The organism is Sphingobium sp. B1D7B (genome assembly GCF_025961965.1).
Lineage (GTDB): Bacteria > Pseudomonadota > Alphaproteobacteria > Sphingomonadales > Sphingomonadaceae > Sphingobium.
The window spans coordinates 1,366,894-1,387,260 of sequence record NZ_JAOQOR010000001.1; the positions used below are offsets into that span (position 1 = coordinate 1,366,894).

Genomic DNA, 20,367 nt, shown 5'->3' on the forward strand with positions numbered 1-20,367 from the left:
CCTGTAGATAGGAAGCGCGGCGGTTATAGCTATGGTAAGACTTGGGGTGGTCGCCTCCCGCCCCAAAAGGTGACATTGGACGGCCCGAAGCTGCTCGTTGAAGCCCGCCGTTTGTAGAGCGCCGACGCGGCAAGCTGATGCAGGCGAGCCCGCCCTTGGAGTTTTCTCAATCCCCAAGCATGTGATAGGCCTGAAGCTTAACTAGATAGTGATCGGCGACGGACTTTATGGGTAGCGATGCGCATCTATCAGGCGGATCACGTTTAGTAGGCGGAGGCGTGGCGGGCGAGCTTATACGAAACAAGGATTGGAGCGCGACGCCGCTCGGGCCAATCGATGATTGGCCAATCGAGCTGCTTTCGAACGTTCAGACTATCTTGTCCTCTCCCATACCCATGGTCGTGCTGTGGGGCGCTGAGGGCGTCCTCATTTACAATGACGGCTATGCAGGGGTGTGTGGTCCGCGGCATCCCGGCGCCTTGGGCGCGGGGCTTCTTGAGACTTGGCCTGAAGCCCGCGATTTCAACGCGCGCGTGATCGCCGCGGGCTTATCGGGAGAAGCACTCAGGTTCCACGCGCAGGAGCTGGAACTCTGGCGGCATGGCGCACCGGAGCAAGTCTGGATGAATCTCGAATATCTGCCGATCCGCGACTGTCATGGCCGACCGATCGGGTCGCTAGCTATGGTGTTCGACATTACCGAGCGCGTACGTGCCGAGCGTCGGCTTGCTCAGAGTGAGGAACTCTATCGCTTCCTCGACGCGCTCGGACAGGCCGTAGCGAGATTGCAAGACGCCGATGAGGTACTCTCGGTGACCACCCGGATGGTAGCTGCGCACCTAAACCTTTCTAACTGCGCCTATGCCGACATGGACGTGGATGAAAACGGTTTCACGATCAGGGGGAATTGGCACGCACCTGGCTCACCCTCGATTGTCGGTCACTACCGCCTGGCCGATTTCGGTCGCTTAGCCATTCAGGAGCTTTCGGCTGGTCGGCCGCTGATCATCAACGACAATCTCGCCGAGATCGCGCCGGAAGAAGCAAAGACCTTCCGAGATATCGGCATCGCCGCCACGATCTGCATGCCTCTCGTTAAAAATGGCCGGTTGCGGGCGCTGATGGCGATTCACGACAAGGTCCCGCATCGCTGGAGCGATTATGAGCTAACAGTCATTCGCGAAGTGACGGATCGCTCTTGGGCGCACGTGGAGCGGGTCGGGGCCGAGGCCAACCTTCGCGCCAGCGAGGAGCAGCTCAGACTGGCAACTGACGCTGCCGAGATCGGACTTTGGGATGTCGATGAAGTCGCCGGCACCATGTATTGGCCGCCGCGCGTCAAGGCCATGTTCGGCATCTCGGCAGATGTCTCGGTCTCTATGGCAGACTATTATGCCGGTCTTCACCCCGACGATTTCGAGGTGACCGTGGCAGCGTATGCAGCGGCTGCCGATCCGAAGCGTCGGGCAGTTTATGACGTCGAGTACCGGACGATCGGCAAAGAAGACGGAGTCGAGCGCTGGGTCGCGGCCAAAGGACGCGGCTTGTTCACAACCGACAGATGCCTCAGGGTGATTGGGACTGCGATCGGCATCACGCCGCGGAAACGTGTGGAAGCTCAGCTGCGCGAGCTCAATGAGACACTGGAACTGCGCGTTGCTGAGGCACTAGCAGAGCGTAAGCTTCTCGCCGAGGTGGTGGATGGCACGGATATTTTCGTCCAGGTTGTAGACCGCGACTTTAACTGGCTCGCTATCAATCAAGCCGCTGCGGCTGAGTTCGCCCGCATCTTTGGAGGTCAGACACCGAAGGCCGGCGACAATATGCTAGCGATGCTAGAAGGACACTCTGAGCAGCAGGCGGCAGTGCAGGAGATCTGGTCGCGCGCCCTCCGCGGGGAGGAATTCGTCGAGACTGACGCTTTCGGGGATCTGGTGCATGAGCGTCGCTATTATGAGATGCGCTTCCGGAGCCTTCGTGACCCTGAAGGGCGCGTGGTGGGGGCGTACCAGTTTGTCTCGGACGTGACCGAGCGCCTCCACGAACAGCAACGTCTGCTAGAAGCGGAGACGGCGCTTGCGCAGGCCCAAAAGATGGAGGCTGTTGGCCAGCTTACGGGCGGAATCGCGCACGATTTTAACAACCTGCTTCAGGGCGTTTCGGGGAGCCTCGATCTCATTCGTCGCAGGTCGGACCATCAAGAGAAGGTGCAGCGCTGGGCCGAGGCCGGACTCAAAGCGGCTGAGCGCGGCGCTAGGCTGACCGGCCAGCTCCTAGCGTTTAGCAGGGCACAGAAAATCCAGCCAAAGCCCGTCGCCCTGTCCAATCTGATCACAGGCTTTCGTGATATGCTCGATCGGACCATAGGTGCGCACATCACGGTCCGTCTTGACCTCAACACCGACGGGATGCGGGTGTTAGGCGACGAGATCCAGATCGAAATGGCAGTATTGAACCTCGCCCTTATTGCGCGAGACGCGATGCCTGAGGGCGGCGAGATGATCATCAGCACGCGTCCGATCCGGATGGAGCACGACCAAGAACTTGATGACGGTGAATATATCGAACTGGCAGTTCGCGACATAGGAGCCGGCATACCGTCCGAGGTTGTTCCACGTGTCTTCGACCCCTTCTTTACGACGAAGGGCTTGGGCAAGGGCACGGGGTTAGGACTAAGCCAGGTCTATGGCGCAATGCGCCAGGGCGGGGGAACGGTTCGTATTGACAGCCAACCGGGCAAAGGCACCACGGTGAAACTGTTCTTCCGGCGGACGAACGACCTTGAAACGCCAGAGAGCGCATCGGGCGGATCAGCGGACGCGACAGAGTTCTCCGCGCGAATCCTTGTTATCGATGACGATCCCGATGTGCGGCACTTTCTTGTCGAGTGCCTTAGCGGGCTCGGCTTCGCCGTCATGCAGGCTGAAGATGGGCAGGCAGGTTTGGCAGAACTGCAGCGATCAGAACCGGACCTCATTGTCTTAGACTTTGCCATGCCGGGGATGAATGGGGCCGAAGTCGCCAAGCGGGTACAATCCTTGCGTCCAAATTTGCCGATCATCTTCGTAACCGGATTTGCTGAAAGTGCCGCCCTTGCGGAGGTCGCCGACCGAAATGCGCTTGTCTTGAGGAAGCCCTTCCAGATCGGTGAACTGGAGCGCTTGCTGTTTGCGGCGTTACAAGACGGGTTTCCTAACGCTGGTGGGCTGAATGCTAGCTCGCAATAGCATCGTTCCGGGCGTTGCCAGTCCTGTGGCATTGGGGCGTCCGGACATTCCGATTTTGGGCGCTGAATAAGTATAGCGGAGTTGAAGCATGACGGCGCAATGACTGCATTCGCCCAGAGCGGACGTTCTCGTTGACCGATCTCAACGACCTGCATTTGGCGGGAGCGCAGAAGCGGTTGTGATCGACAAGGTTTCCGGTGAAGGTGCGTATTGCGCCCTCTGCGATTCATCTGGCCCAGTGAGGAATCGGATGGTTAGGGCTGGATCGCGTGGACCACCTGCACATTCACCTGCGTTTCTATCGCTCGGGGCTTCAATCCGACAGCAATCGGCGGGGGTGGAGGTGGTGGTGGCGCGCTCATACGCTGCGCTGTAGCAACGATTTCGTCGTACGGGCCAGGGCCGTTGAAGCTGAGATTGGAAACACTGAGGATCCGCTGCCCCGCCTGACGCCCGAGGTCCGCGCGATGGCTTCCGCTTGGAGTTTGGCTTCGACAAGCGCCTCTTCGATCCCGCGCCGACGATCTCTAGTTTCGGCACGCGGAGCGAGGTGGGCGAAAAGCGCTGTCCTATTTGGAACATTTCAGGAACAACGGCGCAGAAAGGAGTCGCGACGATGACATTTGATGCATCATTAATAACTGGACTTGCTGCGCTGGTTTCTAGCTTTGCATCTCTCATCTGGGCGTTGCGGCGGCCCCGCACATAATTAGTATAGGGCGCAGCCTGATGCCGGCATATTCGCACCTCGCTAGATGGTGCTGCGGATAGCGTTTGAACACAGGCCGGTAACGGCTCGGGCGAGCGAGTGGGACGCTTGCCAGAGCCGTTACCGACGCGCCTAGTGAGTCCTTCAATCCCCGGCGGCAGCACGGTAGCTGGGGGCGGGTTCGCTTCCTTGCTCGCGTCAGCTATTTCAACGCCCCGATTCATAGGCGCAAAGAAAGGTGACGCGCTAAGAGGTGTGAAGGTTGCAAGAACGTCCGCGTTCGGACAATCGATCGAACTGATGCGCTCGATATCGACCGCAATCTCGCCGTATCCAAGGCGGTGACTTGTGCGACCTTAAACCTTCGAGTTTCGACCTCCCGCCCTAGTCTGCGGGCTGCTGTTATGGCGCCCACTGCGCGTGCGCCGACAACGCTGACGATTTGATCCCTACCAAAACATCCGGAAGGCAACGCAGCATGTTCCTAGCTAACGGCAGCTCGGCAACCATACAAACAAGGTAGTTTGAAGTAGCCATTTCGACACGCTGCTGGAGCTAATTGAAGGTCCGTGACCTTGGGGATCGCAAATGTCTCGAAATTCAAAGTACGCTCTGGCCGGCCTCGTCCTGCAAGATGGCGTGAAAGTCATACTCCGAGTGGATGACGGGGGCGAGTGGTGCCTCGCTCCCGAGCGCTCATTCTCTTATTATCTTGGCCGGCGTGTACGGGTGTCAGGAACGCGCGAAGGATTCGACCTGCTATCGGTAATCAGCATCGAGCCGATCTGACGTGCAAAAATGTTCAAATCTCTAGGGGAGATTGCGCCGCGCTGATCTGTTGCCGCTCGACATATGACGCGGTTTCAGCGGACGCTTGGGTCCGCGATTCAGACCTGCGTTACAGGGGCGCCGCCCACGCACTCGTCGCAGTTTTCGAAAAGAATTAACCACTCCCTGCCATCCAACCCAATATGGACAGGATTCCGAAACCGCTACCTGAGAGGACGTATCTCGAGCTCGTCAGAAGCTTGTTCTCGACGCGTTTCACCACCTTGGTAATGGCCCTTTCGTTCGTAGCGATCGGGGGGGTGGTGTCCGCTCAAACGCACGATTGGTTGATCGAAGTGCTCTTCTTAGCGGGCGGCGCTACGGTGATCTGGCGATATTGCGTGCTGTTGGCCTATCGTCGGCAATCTCAAGGCAAAGACCTTAGCTTTGGCAGGGCAAAGGAACTGGAGCGAATATTTGCAGTCCCCTATATGCTGTTCGCGGCGATCCTGGGGGCCTTTAGCGCCAGAGCATTCGTGGTGGCCACGCCCGAGGCCCAAACGCTGATCGTCGGGCTGCTTGTGGGTTACTGCGCGGGCGTGGCAGCGGGGGTATCTTACCGCCTCAGGATCAGCCTGACCGCAGTTCTGGTCGCCGTCATACCCACGATCGTCACGGCGCTCCTGGTGGGAAACCCAGGGAACTGGGCTGTCGCCGCCCTGCTGGCGATTTTCCTCGGCGGCGGCGTTCACAGCATGGTCGCCCGCTATTGCTACGCGGCTGAAGGGATCAGCATGCGCCTCCTGTACGAGCGACTATCGCGCAGTGACGCGCTGACCGGTCTGGGCAACCGTCTAGCCCTGCGGGAATGGTTCAGTGAGGTCGAAGTCCAGCGGTCGTTGACTGCGGTGCATTGCCTCGATCTCGATTGCTTCAAGCCGATCAACGATCGTTACGGGCATCCAACCGGTGACGCATTGCTGAAGGCTGTATCCGAGCGACTATCGGGGTTGTTGCGGAAAGGCGATCACGTTGCGCGAACTGGTGGCGACGAATTCGTCGTGATTCAGTCCAATTTGACGGACCCGTCTGAGGCGGAAGCGCTAGCGCAACGCATCAGGCTCACACTCGGGGAGCCATATATGTTAGACGGTCGATCGCTGCGGGTGGGGGCAAGTGTTGGCTACACGTTGACCTCCTATCAGGGTTTTGTCCTGGATCACCTGATGGCTTGCGCCGATACCGCATTACTCGAAGCTAAAACTTCGGGAGTAGGCGTTGCCGCATACCGGGACGGGGTCGTCCTTAACTTCCGCCGAGCAGGATGATCACATCACTCCATCGGCACCAGGCTGCTGTGCGAGACATTCGTGACGGCGCTCTCCCAGCCTCGCCGCGTTAGCGCGTAAACCTCAGCCCGCGTTGGGAAGGTGCGGTTTCCTCGTCGCTGGAAGCGTTCGTGCAAGTGGACTTTAATTACCAGAGCTCGCAGCAGTTTGCGATCGAGCAGGATCCACTGCAGGTGCAAAGGGCCTACGCCCTTGTTGATGCAAGCATCGGCATCCAGAGCCGGACTCGAAATACACGCTCACGCTGTTCGTGAAAAACCTATTCGATCAAAAACTTTTACACTACCACCGCATCATCGGCATTGATCGGCAGCAATCTCAATCTGGTCGATGTTTACGCGTTTCGGCCCAAGAACGCCGATCGCAACTTCGGAGCATCGCTCGGCTTCCGTTTCTGACCCACCCGATCTCATTCAATCTCGCGCAGGCGGCCAGATATTCTGGCCGCCCGGAGCAAGGGATTCCGCGTGCGAGCGAGGTCGCCGAGCGGTCCGACGCCGTTGATGAGGCGCAGGACAATCGACGTCTAAACGTCCTGTTATCTGCATGGATGCTGGTGAACGGCGATGCCGGCGTGATGACCCTGCATGCGACGTGGTTAAGCTTAGTCGTTGCGGCATCTATTCGGCTGCACCTATCAAACGCGCACTCTCACGCTCGGCAGGTTCTGGCAGTAGCGCCTAAGTCGCGGAAGATATGATTTTAAGGCGCTTGCCGACCGCCCGTTTCAATCGGTGCGAACGGCAGCTTCCGTCGCAAGCTGACGTTCACTAGGGGGCGCTGAACCACTGGCTCTGGTCGGGGCCGCCTCCAAATCGGTCGTGCCGCAATAATGGCGCTCTCAAACGCTGCTGGTCATTCATGCAGTCCACCTGCTCCCTAGAATGCTTGGGAGCCGGGGAAGGTCAGATCACGCATCTGTCGAAGTCAGCGCCTCGTCCAGGGGGTAACCTGCCGGTCCGAGGTCAGCTATGCTGCCCTTCTTGCAAAGACCCCGAAGCCAGCGATGACAGCATAGCACATTGCCGGCAGGAGCAGCGCAACCTGGAGGCTGCCGCTCAGGTCGGCCAGCGCGCCGGTCGTCAGCGGGACGACGGCGCCACCAAAGATCGCGACGTTGATCACGCCGGATCCATCGGCGGCGCGAACCCCGAGTTTCTCGCTGGCCAGGCTGAAGATCGTCGGGAACATGATTGCGTTCATGAGTCCGACCGCGAGCAGGCTGTATCCCGCCAACGAGCCCGTACTGGAGATCGAGAGCGTAATCAGGAGGATTGCGCCGCACGCAACCGCGGCGAGCAACTTGCCGGGGCTGACCATACGAAGCGCGATGGAGCCAAGGAAGCGACCCACCATGGCGCCGAGCCAGTAAAGGCTGATCAGCTTGCCCGCGGACTGCTCTGCAAGACCCATCACATGGGGCTGCATGAGATAGCTCACGATGAGCGAGCCGATCGAAACTTCGGCGCCGACGTAAAGGAAGATCGAAAGGGCACCAAAGCCAAAGCGCGGACGACGCAGCAGGTCGAACCCGAACGGGAAGCTGATGGGCGAGTGCGTTTCGCCCTTGAGGCGATTGCGAAACAGCCACACCGCCAGGGCCACGATGGCGACGGCCATAGCGAGTCCGACATAACCATGCACGATCGCCTGGCTCTCCGCGCGCTAATACGCGACCAGCGCCTCTCCCTGAAGCTGGCTTGCGCTCACCTCGGCAAGGCTACCGAGGATCAAGATCGCGCCGAGATAGGGAAAGACAGCCGCGCCAAGCGAATTGAACGCCTGCGCAAAAGTGAGGCGGCTATTCGATGCCGCACTCTGCCAACGCAGTGGCGAGTGAGGCATCGACAGGGATGGGCTTGAGGCCATCCTTTTGAAACTGGCCAACCCGCATCATGTTCGGATCGGGCAGGCCATAGGGGCTTGAGATCGCCGCCGCACGAAAAACAAGACCCTGACCGGCGCGCAGTTCGCTCAGCATTGCTTTTGCGACCTCGCCGCTGGCGAGCGTGCTGGTCGCGGTTGCGGACATGATCAGCTTGTTCGACAGCGCCATGGCATCTGCCATGGCCTTGGTGGCATCATTGGCTGCTGGGGAGGGGGAGACAGATGCGCCTTGCGGATTATCTTCAGCCTTCAGCTCACGAAACGGTTGGTCATCCACGCGCCAGACGATCGTTCCGGTGGGCAAGCGAAAGCGTCCGCCACTGCTCACGCCGACCAGCAGGCCATGCCTGCTGTTCATCTCGATCACGGGATAAAGATAGCCGGTGCGCGAGTAGCGAAGCTTACCGACATAATCGAGGGCGGAGACCACACAGCTTGTTGCGCCTGTGATCGGATCCGTCGTGCGCGTCGCCTGCCATGTTTTTGGAACCTTGTCCTTGGCGAGGGCAGGCATTGCGAGCAGAGCCAGGCTCAGCACGAGGAGGCCAGCGCGCGTCATGCCATCACCTCCACGCAAGCGGATGAGAATGTCTTGGCCTCCAACGTGGATATCAAGGAGGCTGCCATGGTGCGGACACCGGTCAGCGGTGCACTGTTGGTGGCATCCTTCCACTCGCCAGTGACTGGCGCGCTCTTCTGCTGGGCCCTGACGCTACATGGGATGCCAGGTGCCGCAAGGCCAAGGAGCAGCCCCGTCATGCGGCCACTTCCAGACGCGAGCCCGTTGTTCGCGGAAGGAGCAGCTTGGCTACGACACTGGCCACCTGATTGTCATAGGAGCGCAGCGCCATCTTCTGAAGATGAGCGCGCAACCAGTCGGGTCCATAAAGGTCCCAGCCACTTTGCGCAAAATGGGTCTCGAGAACCTGCGTGTTGGCACGCGTTGCAAAGCCGTAGATCATGCCCAGCCGTGGGGTGGGTATGCCCGCAACGCTACCATTGTCGACGAGTTGCTCGACCAGCTTCTTGAGGACCATCCTGCGCAGGTCAGCGTTCACGAACATCTTGTAGCGCTGCGCGTTCTTCCCGCCCGGCAGCAGATCGCGCGCATGAACGCCACCGCTGTCGAAGTAGCTCTTGCACTCCAGCGAAAGCAACTCGCCTGTGCCGGCCTTGTAAGCAACCAGATCAATCTCCGGGCGCGGCATCGAGGGGTCGCCCAGTGCCTGCTTCTCCTCCCTGGTCAGATAGATCTTGTAACCCTGGTGCACCCAATAGCCTTCGGCGCGCAGCACCTCAGCAACCAGCTCTTCAAATGCATCCACTTTGCCCCGCACTCCTGCTCAGGAGCGACGACTTGGCTCTCGGCTTCTTCGTCGCGCCTATGTCCACTCGGGGCGACGGCCAAAGCCGGATGTTGGAAACCTGACGTACGTACAGGCGCATGCGCCTTTACCGTTGCCGGCTGGACATGCGCGCATGCCACCCGGCCGATGATATCGACCGAGTTCGTACGTTGGGGTTTCCACGCCCCGCTCCCCGGCTTTCACGAGGAGCAATGCCACATTGCTCGCGTGGCGAAAGGGATCAAGTGGAATGTGCTCGAATTGATTTCGGCGCCCTGCGGAGGCGTTCGATCCGGCGAAATTCCGAGAACTGCGCAGCACCGCTCTAGATGTCAGTTTGCCGTACGATCATTGCCGATTAGACGCTCAGTCGTTCCCGACCATGTCGTTCGGCTACAAACCCTCGCCCGAAACCCAGTGGCTCGCGGTTAGATATCGTGCCAGAGACCAGGTTTGCCGACGAATATCCGGCACTGCGACGATCTCCCAATGTGCGCCGCGCGTCATGGGACCGGCCACGAAAAGTCGTTTGTTCGGCTGGTCCTGGGCGTTGATCGTACGCCCCTCCCGGTCGACGTCGATACCGATGGCAAGTGCGTCCGGCCGGATCAGCCCATCGTCGTGGAGTTGGCGGAGCAGGGGATTGCACGTGCGAGTGAGATCGCCGAGCGGTCCGGTGCAATTGATGGCGCGGCGGACAATCAACCTCTCCACATCCTGCTGCCCGCGTGGACGCCATTGAACGGCGATCCCCGCGTCATGTGCTTGGGCATCGCTGATCTTGCCCGCAAGCGTGAGGAGCGATCCATTTGCCTGCATCTCGTGGATGCGCGCCATGACCTCCGGTGCGAGGCGATGCCGATGAATATCCCAAAATGGCCGCAAATGGCGAAGAAACCGACGTCGCACCTTGTCGTCGGCGGAGCGCCAGATATCCTGTGTAAACGGCCGCAGTTCGTCAACAGCGTGGCGCCAGCCGACATGCCGCGCGCGCTTGCGTATCAGGCCGATGAGGGCTGAGCCCGTTGCTTGCGGACGAGTCTTCAGTGGAGGATGGTGCCCTGTTTCCGCATGACCGTGGGGCATCAGTCCCCGCCGGGACAAGGCGATGACGCGGCCTCCAAAACCACGCGCGCGCAATGTGAGCGCACAATCGATCGCTGTCAGACCGCTGCCGATCAGCAGCACCGTGTCTTGGCTGGCCAGACCCTCCGCTATGTCGCAGGACCAAGGGTCGCGGACGTAGGTCGGTGCGCGGAAGCTGGCTAAAGGCGGAAGATCGTGTGGCGGCAGATTGCCCGGTGTCAGCACCGCAGTGTCAGCTTCGATCAGGGTGCCGTCGGCCAGGGTCAGCAGTGCTGCGCCGTCCGGTTCTCTAAGCGCCAGATCGACCGCATTGCCCATAATGAGGCGGAGCCGGTCTCCGAAGCGCTGCTTAGCGTCCTGAAGCAGGTCTCTCATATAAGCGCCGTAGGTCTGTCTCGTTGCGAAGCATTGACGCCCGCCAAGGCCGCGCGCTTCCAACCATGTCGAAAAATGATTGGGTTCGTCCGGGAATGCGCTCATGTTCGCGGCGCGCACGTTGAGGACATGGTCCTGTTGCGCCGCGCCGTAGGCAAGCCCGCGCCCCATGCGGGTCGGATCGCGCTCGATCAATGAAACCTGAGCCATGCCATGGCGGACAAGATTGACAGCCAGAAGCGTCCCGCTGAAGCCGCCGCCGACAATGACGATATGGTTGGCGATCAGCATTCAGATGTGAACCCGCTGTCCTGTCATCACGATATCAGCATCGCCCGCTCGGTCGTGATTGACATCTGCGTGCGGCATACCGCCGACCGACATTTCATAGTTGCGATTAAGGGCTGCATAGCGTCTGCCCGCGGCCAGCAGGGTATCATGAGTGCCGATCTCCGCGACTTGCCCGTTTTCAATCACCACGATGCGATGAGCCGAGCGGATCGTTTCCAGTCGATGCGCAATGATGATTGCCGTGCGGCCGACGCACAGAATGCGCAGGGCCTGCTGGATACGCCGCTCCGTGGCGACATCCACAGCCGAGGTGGCCTCATCGAGCACAAGCACGGACGGATCGGCAAGATAGGCGCGCACCAAGCAGACGAGCTGGCGCTGTCCCTGACTGAGCTGACTGCCAAGAGGGCCGACCTGCGTCTCGTAGCCATGGGGCAGCGCACGCAGTACCTCGTCGGCACCAATACGCTGCGATGCCGCGACAAGCTCGTCATCGGTCGCGTCGGGCTTTGCCAGCCGCAGATTGTCCAGCACGGTGCCGCCAAAAAGTACATTATCCTGCAGAACGACACCAATATGGCGCCGCAGGCTTTGCTCCGGGATCGTGCGAATGTCCCGCCCGTCAAGCAGTACAGCGCCATCGTCGACATCGTAGAAGCGGGTCAGCAACTGCACGAGCGTGCTCTTGCCGTGCCCGGTCGGGCCCACAATAGCGATGACTTCACCTGGCATGATGCGCAGATCCAGCAAGCGGATCACAGGTCGGCCGGGAAGGTATCCGAATGACACATTCTGGAACGCGATGGCGCCATCAACTGCGTCGAGCGGTTCCGCCTCGGCCTCATCGGCGATGTCCGGCACTGTATCGAGCAACAGGAAGATGCGCTGCGCACAGGCCGTGCCGTTGGCGAAGCGCTCGAAGAGATCGCTGAATTCCTGCAAGGGGGCGAGGAAGAGAAAGACGTAGAACAGGCTCTGGGTTAGCTCCCCCAATGTGAGCGTGCTAAGCGCAATGCCGCGTCCACCTATCGCCAAAGTGAGCGCCAGACCTGCGGTAGTGAGCAGACCGGTGAAAGGGGCGAACCAGCCAGAGCGCACGGTGCCGAAGATGAGGGAGCTGTTGAACTCTTCCAGCAGCCCCTGATATTTGCCCAGATTATCCCGCTCGCGCCCCGACTGCTTGATGAGCCGCACGGCCGCGACCGTTTCAACCAGGTGCGCAGTGAAACGGCTGCGGTTTTCCGCCACGCGGGCCCAGCTCCGCTGCGAAACCCGTTTGAAAAGGAGTGTGGCGAGAATGAGGATCGGCACCACCGCCGCCAGGCCGGCCAGCAGCACGGGCGCAACCAGCCACAGCAGAACTGCGGAAAGGACAAGTCGTAATATGGCGGACAGGAATTCGGGTGGCCCCTGGATCAGCAGCGGTTCCAGCGTGTCGACGTCACGGTCTGCGCGCGCGATGATCCGCCCGGCTTTGGTGCGATCGAAATAGCCGACACTGAGTGTCTGGACATGCGCAAAGACCCGCGTCCTCAGATCGTTAAGCACCCGGATCGCGGCCAGGCCCGCAAAATACTGGGAGAAGCCGCCGAGGATGAAGCGCACGCCCCATGTGGCCGCGAGACCGAGGCACGCCCAGGCAATGAGCGGTGCATCGATGCCCGATTGGCGCAGGCCTTGATCGATCACCAGGCCGATCAGCAGCGGACGGGCGAAGATCGCCAACACCTGCACGATTTCGATGCCGATGACGGCCGCGATGAGCCCCCGCACCGGCGTCACCAGTGGCAGCAGGCGGCTGGTCACGCTCTGCCCTAGCTTGCGCTGCGAGAATTGCTCTTCAAGCTCGATGTCGGAGAGGGCGCTGTCGCCGCGCAATGCGTTCATGCCCTTACAACCCCATCAGCGCGCGATAGGCGGGATTGCTCTGCGCGAGTTCGTCATGTGTGCCTTCCGCCGCGATCCGGCCATCAGAGAGCAGCGCAACCCGGTCTGCAATGAGCGCGGTCGAGAGACGGCTCGCCACGATCAGCATCGTGACCGGGCGTGCCCGCCCCGATTGCAGGTTGCGGATTCCGTCGATCGCGCGCCGCTCGGTCTGCGCGTCGAGCGCGCTCGTTGCATCGTCGAGCACCAAGATGTCGGCATCTGCAAGCAAGGCCCGCGCGAGGCAGACACGCTGACGCTGTCCGCCCGAAAGGGTGGCCCCCCGGTCGCCAACGCGGGTCTCCAGTCCGTCGCTCAGCCGCGCGAGCAGTTCGCCGGCTGCGGCCTTGTCCAGTGCCTCGTGCAACCGGGCCTCATTCGCGTCCGGCGCACAGAGCTTTAGATTGGCGGCAAGGCTATCCGAGAAGAGGAAGCTCTCCTGAGGCAGCACGTGCACGCGGCGGCGAAGCTCACTGGGATTGGCATCGCGAATATCCACCCAGCCAGCCTCGTCCGACCCGAATTCTATGCGTCCTTCGTCCGTGTCGACCAGACGCGGCAACAACGCGGTGAGGATGCTCTTGCCCGATCCGGTCGCGCCCACCAGCGCGACGATCTCGCCCGGTCGGACCTCCAGGGTGAGATCGCGCAGTACCGTGGCCCCGTCGCCCAGCGGCGAGGCGGAAACGCCCCGCAGGCGCACGCCCAGCGGCCCCGGCGGGAGCGGCAGTGGCGCGTTTATCGTGCGGATGCCCGGCTCGGCGTCGAGCACCTCCCAGATGCGGCCTGCCGAGGCGCGGGCATCAGTCACGACCTGGAGAAGCCTGCCGATCCCCTCGATCCGCAATACCAGCGTATTCACCACCAGCATCGCGGCAACCAGCGCGCCCAGTCCAAGCGCGCCCTGCGCGACCAGCCATGCGCCGAAGCCCAGCACCCAAGCGTGAGACAGCGCGATGATCGTCTGGGGCAGGGGAACGCGGCGGGCAGCATGGCGGATAGCGGCGCGGGCTTCGGTACGAAACAGATCGACATGATGGCGGAAACGCGCTGCGCGGGCGCCGTCGAGCGAAAACGCCTTGATGACGCGGACGCCATTGACGCCTTCGGACAGATCCTGCGTCACGGCATCATAGGCGGAACCAATCCGACGATCGAGCGCGACCAGCGCGTCGGCTTCCCGCCAGAGCAGGCCGATGCCTGTGACCAGCAACGCAAGCGGTACGATCGCCAGCCAGGGAGAATAAAGCGCAAGCAGCCCGAGGGAGATGACGACGATAAGGCCTGTCTCGAAAATCTGTCGCCAGAAATTGATAAGCGCATCGCGCACCTTGTCGGCGTCGCGGGTCATGCGAGTCACCATTTCGCCGACGCCGTGCCGCCAGTGATAGGCAAGATCCAGCCGCTGGATCTGCGTGAAAAGGCGACCGCGCAAAATGGTGAGCAGGCGCTGTCCTATCGAAAGGGAAAGCAGGCCCGCGCCATATTGCACCATTGCCCGCGCCAGAGAAAGGGACAGGAGCAGGCCGATCCAGAACCAGACTCGGCTGTAGTCGAGCGCGCCGTCTGGCTTCGCGACAACCAGCAGGCCGTGCTGCGCATCCTGCACCGCATGGCCCATCATCACTTGCTGTCCGACAAGAGCAATGTTGACCACCGCCAGCAGCACGGCGGTCAACAGGAACTTGGCCGGCATCTCACGGTAAATGGCGAGGCAGCGCAGCAGCGGACTGCGCCGCAGATAATCCTTCCCCCTCATCGCCTCGTTCAACTGGCGAGGGCGAGCGACCGCGCCGCTTCCAGCGGCCGGGGATCAATCCACTGCCGTACGTCAAAGCTCTGCGGGATGAAATTCCAGCGATGGAGGAAGTCGGTGAAATCCTGGATTGCGACGATCGACTGCTCGGCAAGGTCGGTCTTCAGTTTCGTCTGGGCATCCGAGCCATAGGCGGTGCTGACCCAATATTCGCTGCTGTTCGTCTCGCGCGCGAGATATCGGCGCACGTCCGAGGCGTGGGATTGCGCCCAATGTTCGGCCCGCAGCACCTGCTCGACGATGGTGACGGCAGCATCGAAATGATTGTCGACAAGGTGCCCGTCCACCGCCAGCGTGCGCGGCGTACCGTTATTGGCGCGAACCAGCGGATCGGGGTGAATGCCGGTGTCGATCACGGTCGTCAGGCCAAACTGGTGTGCGACCTGTGCGCCATGGGCGCCCTTCAGGAATATCGCGTCCACCTCACCGCGCAGCAGGGCAATCAGTTCAAGATTGTTCGCGCGCGCCCGGCTGGTGCTGCGCCCGTTCCAGGCAAGCGTGCCGCCCACGGTCTGTGCCTGGCCGTCGCTATAATGTGTCTCGATGTCCTGATCGACGATCTCGACGTCAGCGACTTCCAGCCCTTCAAGCCGCAGCGCGTTTTCCAGCCCGCGAACGGCCTGGGCGCGGGTGAAATCAATCTCGACCGTCTTCCAGTTGGGCAGGGCAAAGCGCCTGCCCTTGAGGTCGCGAACCGACGTAATGCTGGATTCCGGACTGGCTAGGATGAGTTGGGTTTCGTCCGCCCATGAGAGACCGAGCACCCGGGTGTCCCGGCCTCGCGCCTTGGCGCTGATTGCTGGGATGTTGCCGCCATGCCGTACGCTGTTCTGGACAGTATGCGAGAAATGCGACTCTCGCTTGGAGAAGTCGTTGGATTCGAGCAGCGAGGACAGGCTCGTTCCTTGAGCCCCAAATGCCTCTTCGAGCCACCCCTGCTGGATGGCGATGCCAAGGCCGGTCGGCACTGGGCAGCGGGTGTACCAGAGCGTGTCGAGTTTCTGACTCATGGCGGTAAGCTCCTTCAGCTTGCTGGTTCAAGGATGGGCGCGTCGGCACGCGAAACCCGGGCGTTCGGATTTTTGGGGCGAGGCAGATGAAGATGCTCGCGCAGGGTCGTCCCTTCATATTCCCTGCGGAACAGACCGCGCCGTTGAAGCTCTGGGACCACCAGATCGACGAAGTCTTCGAGCGAACTCGGCAGGAGCGGGGGGATGAGGTTGAAGCCATCGGCCGCGTCACGCTCGAACCAGTCCTGGATCTGATCGGCGATGTCGACCGGCGTGCCCAGAACCACACGATGGCCGCGGACCGCGTTGAAGCGCAGGAAGAGCTGGCGGATCGTCAGGTTCTCCCGGCGGGCCAGCGCGGTGAGCTGCCGCCAGCGACCCTTCCCGTTCTCGGGCTCAGGCAGGTCGGGGAGCGGCCCATCGAGCGGATAGGCGCTCACGTCATGGCCCATGAGATTGAGGTCGCCGCCAAAGTCGACTTTTTCCTCAAGCGCCCCGAACTTGTCCTGTGCTTCCTGTAGGCTGGAGCCGATGGTGAAGGAGAGGCCGGGCATAACCTTGAGCGTATCGGGATCGCGGCCATGGCCTGCGACACGGTCCTTCACGTCCTTGTAGAAGGCCTGCGCATCCTCGATGAACTGAGCGGCGGCGTAGATCATCTCGGCGTGGCGCGCGGCGAAATCGCGCCCGACTTCTGAATTCCCAGCCTGCGCAAAGACAGGATAGCCCTGGATCGGGCGGGGCATGTCGAGCACGGAGTCGATGCGATAATAACGGCCGCGATAGTGAACTGGATGCACTGCGTCCGCGTTCAGATAAATGCCGCTTTCCTTGTCCGCGCTGTCGAAGGCGTCGTCTTCCCAGCTATTCCAAAGCGCCTTGGTTGTTTCGACGAAATCATGGGCGCGAGCATAGCGTTCGGCATGGCTGGCGGGCTGGTCGATGCCGAAGCTCTTCGCTGCGCCATCGGCGAGCGAGGACACGATGTTCCAGCCAATCCGACCCCCGCTGATATGATCGAGCGAGGCAAACCGACGGGCGAGCGCGTAAGGTTGCTCGAAATTGGTGTTCACCGTCGCCACCAGACCAATGTAGCTGGTGATGCTGGCGAGCGCGGCGGTGGCGGTCAGCGGCTCGAAATCGAGAAAGGCGTGACGGCGGGCGATCCCTCGGGTGCTGTCGCCGCTCTGGCCGACGAAGTCCGCGAAAAAGGCGGCGTCCAGCTTGCCGCGCTCGGCCGTGCGCACGAGGTCGGCCCAGTACCGAAAATCAGGCTTGCCGGTGCTGGCCGTGCTGGGCTGGCGCCATGCGCCGGGATGATGGCCGTGACGCGTCAAAAACACGGCGAGTGCGAGCTGGCGCTTGTGGTCACTCATGGGGGTTTGCTCCGATCATGCGGTGGCGAACAGCCCGGTGCCTCGTGAGAAGCACCGGGCTGTGATTATTCAGCGGCTTCTGCTGAGGGCTCGGGCAAATGAATCGTGCCGTCGTCGTCGACGCGAGCATCGGGCGGGACCAGCTTGCCCATCTTCCACTGCTGCTCCAGCACGCCCGGACCGAACGGCCTGGAGCCGCCGAGCGCTTGCCCGAGGATCTGGAACTGCGCGCCCTCCTCCAGCAGCACGATATTGTTGACGAGGTCGCGCAGTCCCTTCCAGCTCCAGATGGTCGCGCCGCCATTGGCTTCGACAATGCCCGGCACTTCGCGATCCTGCGCGATCGAATCGATGATGAAATCGACCTCGGGCTGTCGACGGTTGATGTAGACAGGCAGTTCGGCCGTGAAGCGGAAGCGGCGGTTGGGCACGTACAGCAGCGGCAGGGCCGCATGCGCCTGCGAGTAGGCGCCCAGATGCGGGGTATGAACATGGCTGATTGCCTGCACGCCCTCATGGGTGCGGAACAGCTTGAGATAGCGCGCGGTGCCGCCCGGCTTGCCCTGATAGACGGTGCCGTCGAAGCCGATCACCGCCGTCAGTGGCTGGTCGGGATCGTCCTCCCACAGGCCCTGATAGTTCAGCGTGATGATTTTCTCTTCGCCCGGAATGCGGACGCCGAAGAACAGCGTGCCGCTCGGTGAGATAGTGCGGGTTTCACGCAGCAGACGGAAGGCGCGGCGTGCGTCTTGCTCGGTCTTGGCAATGAAGTCGGTCGCTTCGGGGGACAGGGCGGATCGTTCAGTCATGATGCGTTCCTTTCAGGCAAATGCCGGGGTTTTGGCGTTGAGGGCGCGGGCTGCCTCCAGCGGACGCGGGTCGATCCAGTCGGCCAGCGCGAAATCCGCATCGAGAAAGCCATGGGTGAAGAGAAATTTCTTCTGAAGGTCGAAGAGGGCTAGCCGCTCTTCGTCCAGCGTGGGGTGCAGGCCCTCGTGCAGGCGGGCGTAGGCCTGATCCACGGCCTGAGCGCTGCCCTCCGTCTCATATTCCAGGATCTCGCCCAGCCTGTTGGGTTGGTCTTTCACCCAGTCGGCCGCGCGCAGCGTGACCGCGAGGAAGCGGGCCAGCAGATCGAAGTGGTCGTCGATCAGGCTCTGATGCACGGTGATGGGGCGCGGTGTGCCATTGTTCACGCGGAATCGCGGGTCGGGCAGAGCATCGAGATCAATCGCGACGACGAGGCCATTTTCGCGCGCCTGGTCCAGCGCGGCGGCGCCTTTCACATAGATCGCGTCGACTTTGCCTTCCACCAGCGATTCGATGGGCCATAGCCGCCCCACGCCGCTGCGTTGGCCCGTGCCGCGCGGTTGCAGGTCGCGTCCGCTGCCCCCGATGTTGCGCAGGTGGTCGGGCGTCTCGATGAGGGTCACGTCGTCGAACGTCAGGCCAGCCGATGCCAGCACGCCCTTGTAGCCGGCCAGAGACATGCCGCGTGCGATGCTGGTGCCGCGCACATGGCTAGGGATATCGTTATGGCTCCAACCCGGCAGCGCCAGCCGCTTGCCCTTGAGATCAGCGGCGGAGCTTATGCCCGAGTCCGGCCGGGCGAGGATAAGCTGGCTTTCCTCGATCCAGGTGAGGCCCACGAGCTTTGTCGGTTCACCCTGCGCGCGTGCGGCGATGGCGAGCATATTGCCGCCTTCGCGGATCAGCGTCGGCAGGCGGTGATCATAATGGTGGCGGCCGAGGTCCGAACCGGACTCCTGAAGGGTCCGAAGCGCAATGCCATCCTTCTCGAAGGCCTGCGTCAACCAACCGAGCTTATAGGCAATGCCTGTAGCGGTGGGAACGGGGCAGCGGGTGAACCAGATGTCTTCCGGTTTGCTATCCAAGGGAAGGGAAGTAGCAGGGCTCGGCACGGTGGGTCTCCAGTGGTGACCCCATTTGGTTCGCAAGAGCTGTGCCAATCAAAAAATCGGCCGAATTACGTACATTCTGATCAACGGTTAGACGGGGACTGCGGCATATTGCGCAATCGTGCGGTGGAATTTCAGCGCTCCTGATCCGTTCCTAGCGGATGAGGCCAAGGTTCTTAAGATGCGTACGCACCACGTTGCGCGTCACGCCAAGCAGTTCTGCTGTCTTTGTCTGGCTGCGATTGCTCTGCTGAAACGCCTCGATGACCGTGGCGGCCACCAGTCGATCGAGCACGGCCTCATGCGCCCCGTTGAGAAGCGGCCCGACAAGGGTGCGAACAGCGTCTTCAAGCGAAGCTGGCTCGCTTCCAGGCTCGATGGGATCGATAATGGGTGAAAGGCCAAGGTCTGCGGGCTTGATGCGACCATCTTCGCAGATTAGCGTCGCGCGCTGTACGGCGTTTTCCAGTTCGCGAATGTTGCCAGGCCAGAGATGCTGAAACAGCGCCTCTTCCGCCGCGGCGCTGAATTCGAGCCCGCTCGTACTGCGCTTTGCGCCGTAAATGTCCAGAAAATGTCGGGCCAGTGGCAAGATGTCAGCGCGCCGTTCCCGCAGCGGCAACAGCGGGATGGAGACGACCTGCAGTCGATAGAAGAGATCGGCGCGAAAGCGGCCTTCGCTCATGGCCTTTTGCAGGCCAACATTGGTCGCCGCGATCACGCGTACATCAAGGGGAACCGCCTTGCGGGATCCAAGTCGAACGACTTCCCGTTCCTGCAGCACTCGGAGCAACTTGACCTGCAGGGATGGGGCGAGGTCGCCAAGTTCATCGAGAAACAGCGTGCCGCCGTTTGCTGCTTCGAACCACCCCGCACGCGCCATATTCGCACCAGTAAAGGCGCCCTTCTCATAGCCGAACAGTTCGCCCTCGATCAGCGATTCGGAGAAGGCGCCACAATTCACAGCGATGAAGGGCGCTTCCGCACGGTCGCTGAGGCTGTGGACATAGCGCGCCACCAGTTCCTTGCCGGTTCCCGTCTCGCCCAGAATGAGAACGTTCGCATCGCTTGGCGCCACGCGCTCGATCAGCGGCAGCAATGCACGCGAACGCGGATCACTAAAAACGAGCGCACGGGCACGCGGGCCCGCTGCATGATGCTGGTCGCTGTCATAGGCAAGCAACGGGCGTCCGTCGCGGTTCGTCGCTGAGACCAACCCGACGCTCCCCCGCTCACCAATCCGGCTTTGTGAACTGTTCGTCATATTGCCTCCGTTTGGTGA

General features: G+C 61.5%; 13 protein-coding genes and 1 pseudogene. 3 read left to right on the plus strand and 11 right to left on the minus strand.

Annotated features, from left to right (window positions below):
- The first annotated feature begins 278 nt into the window (after positions 1-278).
- The 3 genes from M2336_RS06220 to M2336_RS06230 all read left to right on the plus strand — a co-directional run bounded on the left by M2336_RS06220 (position 279) and on the right by M2336_RS06230 (position 6,032).
- Entirely contained in the window at positions 279-3,227 is a 2,949-nt protein-coding gene (locus M2336_RS06220; RefSeq protein WP_264592689.1) for a PAS domain-containing protein, read from the plus strand.
- Between the two features lie 1,297 nt (positions 3,228-4,524).
- On the plus strand, positions 4,525-4,725 hold the full coding sequence (locus tag M2336_RS06225; RefSeq protein ID WP_264592690.1) for a DUF5818 domain-containing protein: 201 nt from the start codon (positions 4,525-4,527) through the stop codon (positions 4,723-4,725).
- Between the two features lie 182 nt (positions 4,726-4,907).
- A complete protein-coding gene (locus M2336_RS06230) occupies positions 4,908-6,032 on the plus strand; it encodes a GGDEF domain-containing protein (protein ID WP_264592691.1) in 1,125 nt (374 codons plus the stop codon).
- A 990-nt stretch (positions 6,033-7,022) separates the two neighbouring features.
- Here M2336_RS06230 and M2336_RS06235 read toward each other — a convergent pair.
- From M2336_RS06235 to M2336_RS06285, 11 genes and pseudogenes are all read right to left on the minus strand, one after another.
- Positions 7,023-7,859: pseudogene (locus M2336_RS06235) on the minus strand (glucose/galactose MFS transporter); the annotation flags it as partial.
- Entirely contained in the window at positions 7,855-8,499 is a 645-nt protein-coding gene (locus tag M2336_RS06240) for a hypothetical protein (protein WP_264592692.1), read from the minus strand. The pseudogene M2336_RS06235 and the gene M2336_RS06240, both read right to left, overlap by 5 nt.
- Positions 8,500-8,695: 196 nt before the next feature.
- Entirely contained in the window at positions 8,696-9,265 is a 570-nt protein-coding gene (locus M2336_RS06245; RefSeq protein ID WP_264592693.1) for a hypothetical protein, read from the minus strand.
- 414 nt (positions 9,266-9,679) lie between these two features.
- Positions 9,680-11,038 carry an FAD/NAD(P)-binding protein gene (locus tag M2336_RS06250; protein ID WP_264592694.1) on the minus strand — a complete coding sequence of 453 codons (1,359 nt, stop codon included), beginning with the start codon at positions 11,036-11,038 and terminating at the stop codon, positions 9,680-9,682.
- Positions 11,039-12,925: an ABC transporter ATP-binding protein gene (locus M2336_RS06255; protein ID WP_264592695.1), complete on the minus strand. Its 1,887-nt coding sequence runs from the start codon at positions 12,923-12,925 to the stop codon at positions 11,039-11,041.
- 4 nt (positions 12,926-12,929) lie between these two features.
- Entirely contained in the window at positions 12,930-14,723 is a 1,794-nt protein-coding gene (locus M2336_RS06260) for an ABC transporter ATP-binding protein (protein WP_264592696.1), read from the minus strand.
- A gap of 8 nt (positions 14,724-14,731) precedes the next feature.
- On the minus strand, positions 14,732-15,790 hold the full coding sequence (locus tag M2336_RS06265) for an ABC transporter substrate-binding protein (protein WP_264592697.1): 1,059 nt from the start codon (positions 15,788-15,790) through the stop codon (positions 14,732-14,734).
- A gap of 14 nt (positions 15,791-15,804) precedes the next feature.
- A complete protein-coding gene (locus M2336_RS06270; RefSeq protein WP_264592698.1) occupies positions 15,805-17,166 on the minus strand; it encodes an LLM class flavin-dependent oxidoreductase in 1,362 nt (453 codons plus the stop codon).
- 65 nt (positions 17,167-17,231) lie between these two features.
- Positions 17,232-17,975 carry a class II aldolase/adducin family protein gene (locus M2336_RS06275; protein WP_264592699.1) on the minus strand — a complete coding sequence of 248 codons (744 nt, stop codon included), beginning with the start codon at positions 17,973-17,975 and terminating at the stop codon, positions 17,232-17,234.
- 12 nt (positions 17,976-17,987) lie between these two features.
- Complete coding sequence (locus tag M2336_RS06280) at positions 17,988-19,088, minus strand: ABC transporter substrate-binding protein (protein WP_264592700.1); 1,101 nt, start codon at positions 19,086-19,088, stop codon at positions 17,988-17,990.
- A gap of 151 nt (positions 19,089-19,239) precedes the next feature.
- Positions 19,240-20,349 (minus strand): sigma-54 interaction domain-containing protein, encoded by a 1,110-nt coding sequence (locus M2336_RS06285; protein ID WP_264592701.1) that lies wholly within the window; start codon positions 20,347-20,349, stop codon positions 19,240-19,242.
- Positions 20,350-20,367 lie beyond the last annotated feature (18 nt).